Below are 14,979 nucleotides of genomic sequence, written 5' to 3'. Positions count from 1 at the left end.
TTTTTTAATTTTTATTTCTTCTGCTGTGCCAGGAAGGTAACCAGCGACGCAAGCTCCTCGTACGACAAAGCATTCGCAAGGCCCGGTGGCATCATGGACGTTTTCATTTCCTTACGGCTTAGTATATCAGATGCTTTCACCGTGTACACATTCCCGCCAATATCCCTCAAAACAACCCTGGCCGCAGTTTCTTCCGTAACAAAACCCATATAGGATTTACCACCTTTCGCGGTGATCGTTACTGTAGAAAATCCTTGTGAGATAGAGGCGTTAGGTTTCAGAATAGATTCTGTGATCTGCTCCCTGTTCATAATGGATCCGATCTGTCCCATAAAAGGACCTTTCATTTTCTCTCCTTTGTTGATACTATGGCAGGCAACACAGCCCTGAGCGGTAAACAATAATTTCCCTTTCGCCGGATCTCCTTTTAAATTATTAACGGCTATCAAAACGTCTTCGATAGACGCTTTACCTACCTGGCCTTTTTTATTTTTGATCTTCTCGAGATCTACTTTAGGTTCTTTCGAAGCAACCGGCTCGGCCTTTTTCAGAGGAGCGAAGGCAGCAATATCCATCCGGTGACGCGCATCGAGGTCCCTGAAATATTGTTTCTGTGCAGGTACTTTCAGCGCTTCTTTCTGCAGGAATTTTTCAATGGCAGGTGATCCTTCCCAAAGCACGGCTTTGTAATAAGGGCCATGTGAATCAGGCCTTGTACCCCACCACCAGGATGCATCATAATCAGCCTCCTTTTTATAGAGACGTGCTAACGTGGTAATGATCTGCTTTTTCAACTTTGCATCTTTCGATACCGTGTAGGCAGCTATCAAACCACTCACCGCTTTCTGATCGTGCATATAACGCAGCGTCCATAATGCGAGTGCTGAATTTTTACCATTGATCCCTGCTACAGCTGCATCTACGGCATGCATACTAACAAGTGCCTGTACAGCCAGGTGGGGTAATACGATAGCAGAATTAGGTGTTGCGTGCGGGCCTTCCACATCTTTAGCAGGCTCCACAAATGATGCAGGGACGGGGGTTTGCAACAATGCAGTAGCTGCATCAATACGCCCTAAACGTCCCAGCCCGATAATGGCAGCAGCGCGCACACGTGATGAAGTATCTTTAAGGCCTTCCAGGAAAGGCTCTTCAGAAACATTGCTAAGGGTCCCTTTACGATCAGCCAAAGCACGCAAAGCGTATTCCCTCACAGCAGCATCTTTTGTAAATGCTGTTAATGCAGGGATACCTTCAGCTCCTGCTGCCTGCGCATATGTATAAATACCTGCGATGCGGGTATATAATGGCAATGTAACATCAGAAGCGATAGCCAATGCGGCTTGCTTATCACCACGGGCAATCAGTTCCTGGGAAGCATTCAAACGGGCCACTGCGCTGGCTGATCTAAGCAAGCCCGCGAGTTCTTCAACGGAAGCTTTTGCCAGGTCCGGGAATGCTTTATAGGTCCAGTCGTTAGGCACTGCACGGATCACATAACCTTTACTCGCACTGCCGGAATAACCTGCGCCATCCCATGCAGACAGGAAAAGCCTGCCGGAACCATCGACATCCAGGTCTGTGATCTGAGCGAGTTGAATAAACTCTTCTTCCTTTTGTGTGAAAGTAGGGCCATCAGGTGTTACCCTGTGAATGTAAAGCATACTGCGTCCCCAGTCTGCCATCATGGGAACGTTATTGTATTTCTCAGGCCAGTTGGGTTCGGACATAAATAAGGCACCTGTGCCGGAGCCTCCGCCAACGTCCACCAAAGCAGGCAATATTTCATCTGTAAAATGCTGGAACAATACGGGGTAACCATATTCTCCGGATTGGATATGATGAGAGAAACGTACATTCCATCCGCCTCCGTCATTGGTATTTTCCCTGGTAAAAACGTTCATGTAAGGGTCAATGGCTACATCATATACGTTACGGGTCCCATGGGTGAAGATCTCCATTTCGGTGCCATCAGGGCGTACCCTTACAACCCCTCCGCCCAGCATGGTCAGTTTCTTTCCGGAACGGTCTGTAGCATTGTGGAATCCAAAATCCCCTACGGAGATATAGATCCAGCCATCAATACCCATCCTGATGCCGTTGGTGGCATGGTCTGTGCCACGTTCCTGGATATATTTGGTATTACTAAGGTTTTCAACGAGTGGTTTGGGCGCACCGTCTGCTTTGCCATCCCCATCCTTATCTTCAAAAACTACTAAAGCCATACCTGTGGCTTTTTTGGTTTCTTTGGAGAAGGTGGTGTGCAATACAAAAACCTGTTTGCCCAGCACCAGGATGCCGCGGGGATTATCCACCTCTGCAAAGTCGATGTGTTCATCCATTTTGCCATCATTGTCCTTGTCGATCAGCTTGAGGATCCGGCCTTTCCCGGGATCTTTACCCAGGGAGCCGATCATATCCACACCTACATACACTTCGCCGGTTGGCGCAACTGCAAGGCAGGCCGGGCTGGGCGTTACATCAGGACCGGAAAACCTGGTGATCGTTAATTCTGGTGGGTTAGTAGAAGAACGTTGAGCGCTTGCGCTAATAAATACTGTAAAGACGTAGATCAGACTAAGAGAAATTTTCTTCATTTGTATCTGCTGTTAAATTAATGTGGTACCACCAAATGCTTATCAAAAGAGCCTGTCAAAATAGAAAAAATTAATTTTCAGGAGGGATTTTTTTTGGGAGTGGCAGAATGCCAGGGGTCAGATAAGAAAGATCCGTTCATGGAACCGGCTTTCCTCATCCTTTACATTACCCTATATTTACTATTATGAAAACGATTATCCTTTACCTCCTTTTAGCATTATCAGACAATAACCCAAAGCTTACCCCCGATGAGGCTGCCTGGCTGAACACAAAGTTCAAAGCAGAAGGGTTTAGTTTCGATGGAAAACACATCGGGTTCATGGAATTAACATCAGGTGGATATTGGGGTATCGGGAAGTACACTTTCCGATTGAAAAAGAATGATTTCTTCAGGATGGCATCTGAAAATTATCTCTTCCGCCTTCATGTGCTGGATTCCTCAGAAAAGGCCCGCACCAATGGTTATGATGCCATTGTTGTGCTGGCCGCTAAAAAAATAAAAGGAAAATTCAAAAGGCTTAAAAGGGGAACTGTTGTGAAAGACAGCTATAACCGGTATCCACAGATCCCGGCAGATGCAGGAAAAGATAACAACCCGGTGCTGAATACACCCAATGCCATATTCTTTAACGAACTCTACAAATACGACATACACCACAAAGCCCCCTTTGATTTTACAGGCAAAAAGATGGCCATCTTCGAAGTGAAGGGAGATCAAATTGAACAGCGAACGATATCCCAATATCTTGAACGTATTATAACCCAATTAAACCAATGGGGATTTTCCATGGCTGAATACCCTTACGTACTCACACCACAGCAAAAAGAGGAATCAGGCGGATACGATGTGATCATTCAATACCAGAATAAAAGAGGACTGCCCTTAAGTATCCTCATCAGGGAATTGCGTAAAAGCGGTACCTTAGCGCCATGAATGTTGAGGATATACAAATCCTCTGTCGCTAACTACCGGCAGTAAGCAATGACCTCCTGTTCTCTGTCGGTGCCAATGGCGGCGATTTTCTTTTCCAGGATCGGGTATCACCGGAACATCCAACAAAACCATTATTGTAAGGCGTAACTCTCCAGTATAATCCCTGAGCTGTAGTAACCTTTCACATCCAGCAATTTCAACTTATGCCGGTCCTTTATATCCTTAAATAAGGGTTTCCCCTGACCTAAAACAACAGGATGCACCGCCAGCCTGAAAACATCAATAAGGTTGAGGTTAAGGAAGGTGGTAATAAGATTACTTCCGCCGTACAACCAGATGTCCCTCCCCGGCTGTTGCTTTATTTCCTCCACTCTTTCCTTAATGTTGGAACTAATGAAAACAGCATTAGTATCATCACCTTTGACCGTTTTGGAGAAAACATATTTCTTTTTGCTGTGCAGGAGTTTGTAAGCTTCTTTCAGAGAAGCATCCGCATCTTTCTCCGGCTGCACATTTCCCCATTTCTCATAACTTTTCCTGCCATAAAAGATAATATCCTTATCAGCCAGGATCTCCTGCAGCACATCAGCATAAGAAACACTTTCGTCCCGGACCAGCCAGTCCAGTTCCCCATTGGGGCCTTCTATCAGACCATCCAGTGAAATGGCCAGGTTTAAAACTACCTTTCTCATGCCGGGGTTATCACAACAAATATGCCTTAATTCCCCATCCGGCTCTTCTCATCCGAATTATTGGCATCTATCCGCTTTTTCATAAACTCCTTGCCTGCACTAAAACTCCACACAAAAGAAACAGCTGCTGTTCTGGTTGGCCTTTTCTGGTAAAAATTGATAATGGTATTATTATACTCCGTCAGGTTCTGCTCCCGGAAAGTATTGAAGATATCTGTAAAGCTCAGCCGCAGCCGGCCTTTGTTCTTTAATACTTTCCTGGAAAAACCTATATCCGTAAAAAACACATGAAACATCTTTGAATTGGCGGTGGTATAGGGTGAATTGTACTCCACATACAGATCAATGTCCGCTACTTTTTTCCATTCATAGGTGTGGAAAGTTTTGAGAGAAATAGAGGTACGGGAGATCCGTACCTCATCTAAATCAGCGGTAGCACGATATAGCAGTAAGCCGTTATCTGTACGCCAGTTCTTCAGAATGGTGAGCGGCCCACTCAAAGACAAACCAAATTCCGTGTTCCCCGGAAAATTCTTTGACATGTGCTCGATCACGCGTTCCTCAATAGTGCGGGCAGTTTGCGCTATATAATTAGTGGAAGATTTAAAATATAGGTCTGCCGTGTACTTCTGGCGCCAGGTATAACCTGCCTGAATGCTATTCGTAGATTGGGGTTGCAAATTTGGGTTGCCTGTCAGCACAGCAAAATCATTCACCTGCAGGCGGTAAGGATTCAGATCGTTGTAAGCTGGTCTTCTTACACGTCTTGCATAATTAAAGTGGATGGAATTTCCCTTCTGCTCATCCAGCGTATGATCGATGAACAAAGAAGGGTACCAGCCAAAATAATTCTGCCGGATGGTTTCTCCGGAAATGAGGGAATACCCTTTGGAATTGGTTTGTTCTCCACGCAAACCAGCCTTCAGGCTGGTACGATGGATCTGCTTTTCAAAAGAGCCATAGAACATCAGCAGCTGTTCATCATATAGAAAATCATCACTGCGCGAGGGATTCTTTACCCAGTTACCTGTTGCTTCGTTTTCCGCGACGATGGTATTGTGCCGGTTCACCTGTACATATTTGATCCCTGTTCTTACCAGGGATTTTCCACGAAGGCCCTGCGTATAATCTGCCTGCGCACTGTACATATCTGTAGTGCTGGGTGTTATGGTGCGAAAACCATTGCTCATAGCAGGATCACTGTAGGCAGAAATGAGTGTATTGGATTCTTCCTTACTGCTGCGGGCATAATCTCCAATTACTTTCAGGGAAGAACCAATGGTATCGATCGTCCATGCGTAACTGAAAGTAGTGCTGCTGAACCGGGGCTTTCTGATCCAGTCTGTATTAGCTATACCTGTTACCGTATCTATGGGCCGCTGATAAGTTAAAGTGGAATTGAACCGCTGCAGCAACTGACTGTTATTACCATTGTGCTGTATGTTCACCGTATGTGCGGAGGAGAGGTCGTATACAATACCAACCCGGTATTGCTGCCGTGCATTGTTATTATCCCTGGTGTTAAAATTATAGATATAACTTTTATCAGGATAATTGGTAGCCGTTCTCCCGGTATAAAAGCTGTTATCCTTTACGTAATTATATCCGCCGAAGATGTACCACTTCTTCATTTTATAATCCAATGAAGCGCCGGCGCCGGCATAAGGTTTTTTACCCTGCTGTTTGTATTGGGCATTGAGCGTGCCTGTTATGCCCTGTTTCCTTGCTTTTTTCAGGATGATATGCACAATACCGCCCGTGGAGGCGGCTTCATATTCAGAAGGGGGATTGGCGATCACTTCAATTTTACTGATATCTTCCGAGCGCAGGGTTTTCAGATATTCAGATAACTCCAGGCCTGTCATGCGCTGCACGATATCATTGATCATAACAGTTACAGACTGGTTGCCGGTGATACGGATATTGCCATCAGAACTTACCCAGAGGCCCGGGGATTTTTGCAGTACATCCAGGGCACTATACCCATTGGCCAGGGCGCTGTTTTCAATATGTACAATATAACGGTCTGCCTTCCTGGTGACCATAGGTGGCTGGCCGGTTATCTGAACTTCCTTTAATGTTCTGACAGTATCTTTCTTTTGAGCCACTGCCCCCTGCATGCATATAATGAACAGTATGGTCACGGCTGTTTTCATACAATAAAACTATTGCAGGAACAAAGCAGATCAAAGCGGGAATGAGTAGTTGACGGGGATGAATGATTACTTGCCGGGTTGGAGTTTCTTCAGCAACATCTCCTTACGGGAACGGGATACATCTATACTGGCGCCATCACTCATTTGCAGGCTGCCGCCCTCTCCCCTGTTGTATTTCCGGACTTCATTCAGGTTCACAAGATAAGAATGGTGCACACGCAGAAAGCGATGCTCTTCCAGCATCTCTTCTATTTCCTTTAAAGTACGGGAGATGATCAGCTTCTGGCCATCTGCCAGGTTGAAGATAGTATAGTTACTGCTGGAGCTGCAATACAGGATAGCATCCACCTGAATGATCTGCAGCCCTTCCAGGGTTGGTAATGCAATGCGGTTTTCTACCGGCCGTGGTTGCTGGAATTTGGATAATAAGAGTTCCATCTGTTGCTGCAGAGAAGGTGATTTCTTCCCCGTCACCCTGTTCACCGCTGCTTTCAGATCTTCCGGGTCAACGGGTTTCAACAGGTAGTCCAATGCACTGAAACGGATAGCCCTGATGGCATATTGATCGTAACTGGTGGTGAAGATGCATTCAAAGGAAACGGGGGCTAATATTTCCAGTAATTCAAAGCCATTCAGGTAAGGCATTTCAATATCGAGGAATACCAGCTGAGGCTGCAATTCACGGATGATCTTCACCGCCTCCTTTGCATTATTGCAAACGGCGGTAATGTTTACATCCGGACAATTCTTCTTCAGTAAAGTCACCAATGCCTGTGCGGCATAATGCTCATCGTCTACGATCACGGCACTAATCATGGGCCAGTTTATTATGGATCTTTAATATCACTTTTGTACCGGCAATTTCACCTTTTTCGTTGACAATATCTTCCGTTACAAAAGAAGTATCTCCATTTTCTCCGTTAAACAATGCCAGTCTTTCCGCGCTCAGCCTGTTTCCAAAAGAAGCACCCTTTTCAACAGCCGCAGATCTGAATGCCGCTGCTTTTTCACGCCCAATACCATTATCGCAGATGATGCAAACCAGTATATCCTCCTTCATACTGAAATGAATGTTCAGCTTTCCTTTTCCATCTTTGTGCAACAGCCCATGCCAGATGGCGTTCTCGCAGAAGGGTTGCAGGATGAAGGAAGGGACAAAGATCATAGAAGGATGTAAACCGGGTTCGAATTCGATGGTATATTCAAATATTTCCCTGAACCGGAGCTGCTCCATGTTCAGATAGAGGCGGAGCATAGCCAGCTCTTCTTCCAGCGTGATGGTTGTTTTACCTGCATTCACTAATACGGTACGGATAAGCTTTGAAAAACGGGTAAGATATTCGGAGGCCTTACTGCCCTCTTCATTCAGGATAAAATGGTTGATTGAACTCAGGCAATTAAAGATAAAGTGAGGATTCATTTGTGCCCGCAGCGCCTTCATTTCCAGTTCGGAAGCTCTTTGTTTCAGGCGTAATTTTTCATTCCGGTGCCGGAGGACGATCCCCAGCAATGCAAAAAGCCCCAGCAGTGCAACGCCCGCCACACTGGCAATAAGCATGTTTCGTTGCGACTTTAACCTTACAGCTTCTGCTTCCTGCCTGGAGCTGAATAATTTCCTTTTAAAAGCTTCCGAGATCACAGAGTCTTTTAACGTGAGGTACAGCTTATGATATTCGAGTGCCTCTTTACTATCGCCACTGGCTTCATAAATAGCAGAAAGTAATTCATAAGCATCCCTTTTATTTTGCCTCGCCCCGCGAATGGTGGACTGTTCAAGAGATCCTTTTACCATCTCCAGTGCTTTGGGCAGATCATTCCTGATGAGGTAGATCTTGCCCAGGCCCAGCATGCTTCCGATAACAATGTTAATATCCGTCAGCATCTTCGCCTCTTTGTAAAGGGAATCATAATAACTGAAAGCAATATCATATTTTTTCTCCTTCAGATAAGTATCTCCCATTTTCAGGCGAACGATCTTGCCTTTTATGTTACCGCTGAGCGATTTCCGGTAGCATTCCCGGGCTTCGGCGATCTGGCCCTGCTCAGCATATAAAGCACCCATGCGGTGATATAGTTCGCGGTAAGGATATCCGCCATCCTGGTATGGCCATGCCCCTTCTGCTTTCCTGTAATATGCCATGGCGGTTTCATAATCCCCCATGTTCTTATACAGGTTTCCCATTTGCACCAGGGATAAAATATAGTTCTGGTTATTCTTCAAACCACCTTCATAAATTTCAAGTGCCTGCGTTACTATTTTGAAGGCATTATCATAATCTCCCATGTCGTCATAGATATTGGCCAGTATCCTCAGGGAAATGCCCTCACCATTCCTGTCGCCTGTATGGCGGAAATGTTTAAGGCCCAGCTTAACGGTATCAACGGCATCATAAAATTTACCGTTATACCATACTGCCTGCCCTATGCCGAACAATGCTTCTGCGAATAGGTTCTCATCATGCACTTCCAGTGCCAGGTCCATGGCACGGTGATACATCTCCCATGCATCCAGTGGTAAGAAACGCCAGAGGTAATTATTGCCCTCCTGGATATAGTGATGACAGTCCTGCCGCTTATCAGAACCAGCCTGTAAAGGCTGGCTGAAAAGGAAACATATAAGTAAGAGGCAGATGTATCTATGCATGATAGCCATAAAACTACCAAAATCCCCTCAATGTTGTATTGCTGAATGATCCGTTTGCAGGATCGGGTGAGTAATTTGCTATTTCGGACCTTTTTAACTATCTGCCTTTAAACTTCTCACCGGGTTCATAAATGCAGCTTTAATGCTCTGCACACTAATGGTCATGATCGTTATGAGCATAGCCCCTAACCCCGCAACCGCAAAAACCCACCAGGATAATGTTACCCGGTAAGGGAAATTATCCAGCCAGTTCTGCATGAAGTAATAAGCTACCGGCATTGCCACCAGTAATGAAATAATAACCAGCATTGCGAAGTCTTTGGACAACATGTACCATATATTCAATACAGAAGCCCCCAGCACTTTCCTGACACCGATCTCTTTTGTGCGCTGCTCTGCGGTGAAGGAAGACAAACCAAATAACCCGAGGCAGGAAATAAAAATAGCCAGGATGGAAAAGAAAGCCACCAATGTACCAAAACGTTCTTCTGTAGCAAACTTTGCGGCATATACCTCATCCACAAACTTATAATCGAAAGGCGCTGACGGGATGAGCTTTCTGAATACCTCTTCTATCTTTGAAAGCCCCTGGCTCATGCTAACACCTGGTTTCACCCTGATATTGATCCAGTTTACATTACCATTCAGTGCTTTCACGAAGAACAATGTTGGCTTCACCGGTTTATAAGGAGATTCCATGACCACGTTCCGGATCACACCTAATATCTTGTAAGGATACGGTGCATTGTCCCTCCATTTCCAGGTAATGGTTTCACCCACCGGCTGCGTAAGCCCCATGTATTGTGCGGCCGCTTCATTGATCACCACACCGGAAGAATCACCGGCAAATTCTCTTGAAAAATCACGCCCTGCAATAAACTGCCAGCCCACTGTTTTGCCATATTCATGGGTAACAGCTAATGTACCCATACTTTCATCTTTAGCAGCGTCCCTGCCCAGCCAGTCGAACCCCTCATTGGAGGATACCACTTCTGTAACGCCTCCCATGGATTCAGACATTTCTGCTACCATGCCGGTATTTAAAAGTGATGTTCTGAGTACATCGTACTTTCCGCGAAAATCTGCTGATTTCATTTCCATCATCAGCAGTCCTTCCCTTGTATATCCTACCGGCCGGTCCTTGGCAAAATTCACCTGCCGGTAGATCACCAGCGTACATATGACCAAAGCTACCGAAACAGTGAACTGCATTACTACCAGCGCTTTCCTTGGAATAACAGCAAAGCGGCCGGCCTGGTAAGTTCCTTTTAATACTTTGATGGGTTTAAAAGATGAGAGGTATAATGCAGGATAACTTCCTGCCAGTAAACTGGTAATAAATATGAAGCCGAAACTGATCAGCCAGAAATAAATATTCCCCCATAACATCTTCATTTCTTTTGCAGCCAGGTGGTTGAATGCGGGCAGAAAAATGATCACCAGCAGGCAGGCCAGTATAAAAGAAAATGTAACCACCAGGAAGGATTCACTATAGAACTGGAAGATCAATTGCTTGCGCATAGAACCTAATGCCTTGCGTATTCCTGTTTCCCTGGCCCTTTTCGCTGACCGGGCAGTACTCAGGTTCATAAAATTAATGCAGGCCAGCAGCAGCACAAAAATGCCGATGATACCGATCAGCCATACCATCCGCAAGGGACTGGTACCGGAAGACCTTATATTGTTAGGATATAAATGCCAGCGGCTCATGGGATATAAAGACACTGTGACCTTTTGTTCCACCTGCGCCTTAAATTTCTCCATGCCACGGATATTCTCCTGCATGGCATTGCTGATGTTTTTGTTTACGGTTGCCAGGTCCATCCCTGGTTTGATCTCCGCGTATAACCTGATGAAATTGTTATTCCAGTCGTTGAGTGCACGTTTCTGGATCCAGTCGTTCTGCATCTCCCAGAGCTTCCAGGCAGAAAGGAACTTAACATCTTTAAATTGTGAGTTCAGGGGAAGGTCTTCATAAACACCGGTTACTTTCAGCTGCGTTTTATTATTCATCGTCACCAGCCGGCCAACGGGATCAGCATCCCTGAATAAGGCTTTAGCGGCGGATTCACAAAGCATAATGGAATAAGGATCATTCAGCCCGGACCTGCTGCCCTGTTTCATTTTCAGGCTAAGCATCTCAGGCGCTCCTTCATCCATGAACTGCCCTTTCCGGGATATGATCTCCTCACCTGCCGAAAGGATATACTCCTGCACCCAGGATGCCCTTACAATATGTGAGAAGTTGTCTTTATAATCTTCCGCCAATGCGGTGGCTAAGGGATAAGGCAAAGAATTATTGACGAAGGGGCCATCTTTAGGATCTGTTCCGCTACTGATCACCTGAGTAATACGGTCATAATTTTCGTGATACTTATTGAAGGATAGTTCATCCCAAACCCAGAGACCATTAAAGAGTACGATGGTAATACCAACGGCAAGCCCGCCAATATTGATCAATGAAGAAACTTTGTTGTTGATAAGACTGCGCCAGGCAATCTTGACATAGTTTTTAATCATGCGGCTGAGGGATTTGCTATCCTGCCGGGAAAAGTATGCCAATTTACCTTACTGCTGATTTTCAATACTTTAACCTGTAAAATTAAACTGATCATGTCCGTTTTTGTTACAGGCATTGTCCGCTTACGGATCAGATGATCTGCTTATGAGGACGGATCTTTAATTCCACTACATCACAACGTTTAGGTTGAGAGAGAATATAAAGTACAGATTCCGCAATATCTTCTGCTGTAAGCATTTCCAGTTTTTCTTCCTTTTCCCTTTGCTCTTCAGGCGTGTAAGGCTGCATATCCGTTCCAACAGCACCGGGCTCCAGCAATGTTACTTTAATGCCTGATGGATTCAGTTCTTTACGAAGGGATTCCGAAAAACCCTGAATGCCGGACTTGGTAGCCACATACACGGTACTATCTCCGGCTTTGGTAACTGCACTCATGGAACCGATATTAATGATATGCCCGCTACCGTTGTTCTTCATCCTTTTAGCAGCTTCCTGCGCACAGGAAAGATATCCCAGCATATTCACATTAACAACATAGGCCATATCCTCATAAGAAGTATCCATAAGGCCTTCCGCACTCAGCGCGGCATTGTTGATCAGGAAGTCCAGTTTGCCCAGATAGCTATCCACATGCTGGAATATAAAGTCCACATTTTCTTTGGCAGATACATCTGCAATGAATCCCATCACCTGTTCTTCAAAGCCTTTTTCTTTTATTTCATTCATCGTATCATCCAGGTGTGTTTCATCCGTACCAAAGAAAAGCACCTTCATACCTTTTGATACCAGCAGATGCAGGGTGGCCCTTCCTATGCCTGTTGTGCCGCCTGTGATAAGCGCGGTTTTCCCTTGTAGTGTGTTTGCATTTTCCATACCTACACACTTCAAATTATATGCCTGCATAACAGCTATAATCCTGTGGACAATGCTCCCCGGATAGTTGCTGGCATATTTTTTATTTCTAAAAAGTTATGCATGGAATATCTCTCTGGGCTGTATCCGCCAGTGCCCAGCTGGCTAATGATAATTTAAATGCTATTTATTGCAAGGATGCAGGAGGCATTTCTTTCAAAGTTTTTTGTTCGGCAGATTCCTTGTGGATTGTCGCGTACTGGCCCAAAGGAGGAAGAACTGCTTTTCGCGCAGCCTTTTCGCCCGGCTCTGCATTGACAGTAAAAAAAGCAACTGACAGCAGTTTCCTGTTGAATAGTGATATAGGTTCTTACCATATAAAGATTAGTCTGAACAACGAACCCGTTTTAAGGTACACCACTTCGTTCAAACCAGCCAAAGACCTGATCATTCCATTCTGGCCAAAGGACATACTGATCCCCGGGAATGATAATAACGCAGAACATACGGCAGGAAAGATCCACGTGAGCCAGGAAGGTACAAGGTCTGGCCTCATTTACAGCAGTATGCATAAACCAAGGTCAGGCTCCTTTCTTTATTTCCAAAACCTCACGGCGTTGGCAAAATACTGTGAACAAACGGAAACATCCTGTGCCAATGTTGTGGGTGGCAACTGGCCGGAAATGGGCTTCTCCCTGCCGCCATCCAAAGATAAATTCCTGAAAGCCGGAAAAGAAGTGATCATTTCCGATGCCTTTGTGATCTTTGATGAAGAAGTACCCACAGATGAAGCCACCACTATCCGTCAGTACCTCAACCTGCTGGCAGCCGTTTACCTGCATCTGCCACTGCCCCCCACAACTTATAAAGAATGGCCGGAGATCCTGCAAAAGGGATTGAAAGACCTCATTGACAGCCCTGCCTGCTGGGCCCAGGTAGCAGGACACAGATATTTCAATGCATATGTAAGTGATTATACCACTCCGCCGGAGATCATGGTGCAACTGGCAGTATTACTGCCTTTACAGGATTATGCAGATTGGAGCAGATCAACGCCTGAAGTAATAAAAGACATTAAAGCAAATCTGCCCACTTTCTATGATGAAAAGATCGGCTCTATCATGCGCTGGCTACCTGCAGCAGAAGATAAACTGAAAGAAGAGGAAGAACAAAAGAAGCCAAAGGTAATGGACTCCTGGTACCTGCATCAGCCTCTCCTCAATCTCAGCCGGCTGGCTTTAAAAGGAGATAAAAGAGCAGAAAAGCTCTTTCTGGACTCCCTGGACTTCTCGATCAAAGTAGCACATCATTTTAATTACCGCTGGCCTGTATTCTATAAAATGGATACGCTGGAAGTGATCAAAGCGGAAACATCTCCCGGCAAAGGAGGCGAAAAAGATGTAGCAGGATTGTATACCCATGTGATGCTGCAGGCCTGGGAGCTGACAAAGGAAAAAAGATATCTTAATGAAGCGGAAAGAGCAGCTAAAACACTGGAAGGCCTTGGATTTGAAATGTTTTACCAAGCCAACAATACCGCCTTTGCTTCAGGTGCTTTACTCCGTTTATATAAGATCACCAGGAAGGAACTTTATCTTGAACTGAGTTACCTGTGCCTTGCAGGCATTTTTAAAAACGTGCAGTTGTGGGATTGCAACTATGGTTATGGTAAACATTTCCCCGCTTTCTTTGCCCTTTTTCCATTGAATGATGCCCCTTATACTGCTGTTTACGAAGAACAGGAAGTTTTCTGTGCTTTCCATGATTATCTCAAACATGCGGAAGGAGAAGACATACTTCCATCTGTACGGCTCCTGATCACGGAATATATCCGTTACCTGGTAGACAGGGCTATGTATTATTATCCGACCGTACTACCCAAAGAAATGCTGGAAGAGAAACCCAAGATAGGCGAACTGGACCCTAAATTATGGATTGCCCTGGAAGACCTTCATGATGGCTGGGAGAAAAGCGGATCAGTGGGCCAGGAAGTATATGGGGCGGGAAATGCCTTTGGTATACTCCCCCGTCATTACCTCCTGGTTCCGGGTGAAGAATTTATGGTGTATGTGGATTATCCCGCATCCGGTTTTAAAGCCAGGAAAGGCAGCGCCATCTCTTTTACCTTATCAGGCGATGAACGGCTGGAATGCAAAATGGTGCTTGTAAAAAGCGGTGAAGCCAAACTACCCTCATTTTCAGTAACCGCAGATGGCAAAAGCATCAAAGGAAAGGGAATTAAAAACGGGCATATCCAATACCTGCTCAAAGGGAATCAGCAGGTAAGGATCAGTTGGGCATAGCAATTGCAGCAGTAACCATATGGAAAAAAGGATCATCACTGTTTACATAGACAATAAGCCCTACAAGCTGGGTATTACAGTCAATAAAAAGGGCCATATCACCACTTACCAGGTGATCCATGAAAAAGACGCCGCTAAGCTGGATGAATTTATTCCGGATGAAATGGAATTTGATGTGAACGGCAACCTTCACATGGATGAACGGATCAAGACCGTAAAAGGTGAACAGATTGCCCGCACCATCTGGAAGGGGATCAAAGATCAGCTCGAAGAATAATT

10 protein-coding genes are annotated in these 14,979 nt (G+C 45.3%); 3 read left to right on the top strand and 7 right to left on the bottom strand.

The window, feature by feature from the left end:
• Positions 1-11: 11 nt before the first annotated feature.
• Entirely contained in the window at positions 12-2,597 is a 2,586-nt protein-coding gene (locus tag BUR42_RS01085) for a DUF7133 domain-containing protein (protein WP_074237330.1), read from the bottom strand.
• Between the two features lie 185 nt (positions 2,598-2,782).
• Here BUR42_RS01085 and BUR42_RS01080 point away from each other — a divergent pair, with 185 nt between their 5' ends.
• A complete protein-coding gene (locus BUR42_RS01080) occupies positions 2,783-3,532 on the top strand; it encodes a DUF8192 domain-containing protein (RefSeq protein WP_074237329.1) in 750 nt (249 codons plus the stop codon).
• 131 nt (positions 3,533-3,663) lie between these two features.
• Here BUR42_RS01080 and BUR42_RS01075 read toward each other — a convergent pair whose 3' ends face one another.
• The 6 genes from BUR42_RS01075 to BUR42_RS01050 all read right to left on the bottom strand — a co-directional run bounded on the left by BUR42_RS01075 (position 3,664) and on the right by BUR42_RS01050 (position 12,418).
• Positions 3,664-4,224 (bottom strand): dihydrofolate reductase family protein, encoded by a 561-nt coding sequence (locus BUR42_RS01075; RefSeq protein WP_074237328.1) that lies wholly within the window; start codon positions 4,222-4,224, stop codon positions 3,664-3,666.
• Positions 4,225-4,250: 26 nt separating this feature from the next.
• Complete coding sequence (locus tag BUR42_RS01070; protein ID WP_074237327.1) at positions 4,251-6,380, bottom strand: outer membrane beta-barrel family protein; 2,130 nt, start codon at positions 6,378-6,380, stop codon at positions 4,251-4,253.
• A gap of 66 nt (positions 6,381-6,446) precedes the next feature.
• Positions 6,447-7,196: a LytR/AlgR family response regulator transcription factor gene (locus BUR42_RS01065; protein WP_074237326.1), complete on the bottom strand. Its 750-nt coding sequence runs from the start codon at positions 7,194-7,196 to the stop codon at positions 6,447-6,449.
• Positions 7,189-9,024, bottom strand: a complete 1,836-nt coding sequence (locus tag BUR42_RS01060; protein ID WP_159442188.1) for a tetratricopeptide repeat protein — start codon at positions 9,022-9,024, stop codon at positions 7,189-7,191. The genes BUR42_RS01065 and BUR42_RS01060 overlap by 8 nt, the downstream gene beginning before the upstream one ends.
• 93 nt (positions 9,025-9,117) lie before the next feature.
• Positions 9,118-11,544, bottom strand: a complete 2,427-nt coding sequence (locus BUR42_RS01055; protein ID WP_074240370.1) for an ABC transporter permease — start codon at positions 11,542-11,544, stop codon at positions 9,118-9,120.
• A gap of 130 nt (positions 11,545-11,674) precedes the next feature.
• Positions 11,675-12,418 (bottom strand): SDR family oxidoreductase, encoded by a 744-nt coding sequence (locus BUR42_RS01050; RefSeq protein WP_074240369.1) that lies wholly within the window; start codon positions 12,416-12,418, stop codon positions 11,675-11,677.
• A gap of 98 nt (positions 12,419-12,516) precedes the next feature.
• Here BUR42_RS01050 and BUR42_RS01045 point away from each other — a divergent pair, with 98 nt between their 5' ends.
• Both BUR42_RS01045 and BUR42_RS01040 read left to right on the top strand, forming a co-directional pair.
• The gene (locus BUR42_RS01045; RefSeq protein ID WP_074237324.1) at positions 12,517-14,700 is read left to right on the top strand and encodes a hypothetical protein; all 2,184 of its coding nucleotides are present in this window, start codon (positions 12,517-12,519) and stop codon (positions 14,698-14,700) included.
• Positions 14,701-14,719: 19 nt separating this feature from the next.
• Positions 14,720-14,977 carry a hypothetical protein gene (locus BUR42_RS01040; RefSeq protein WP_074237323.1) on the top strand — a complete coding sequence of 86 codons (258 nt, stop codon included), beginning with the start codon at positions 14,720-14,722 and terminating at the stop codon, positions 14,975-14,977.
• The last annotated feature ends 2 nt before the right edge of the window (positions 14,978-14,979 follow it).

It is taken from the genome of Chitinophaga niabensis (genome assembly GCF_900129465.1).
GTDB lineage: Bacteria > Bacteroidota > Bacteroidia > Chitinophagales > Chitinophagaceae > Chitinophaga > Chitinophaga niabensis.
This window is presented reverse-complemented; position numbering and strand designations above follow the sequence as displayed.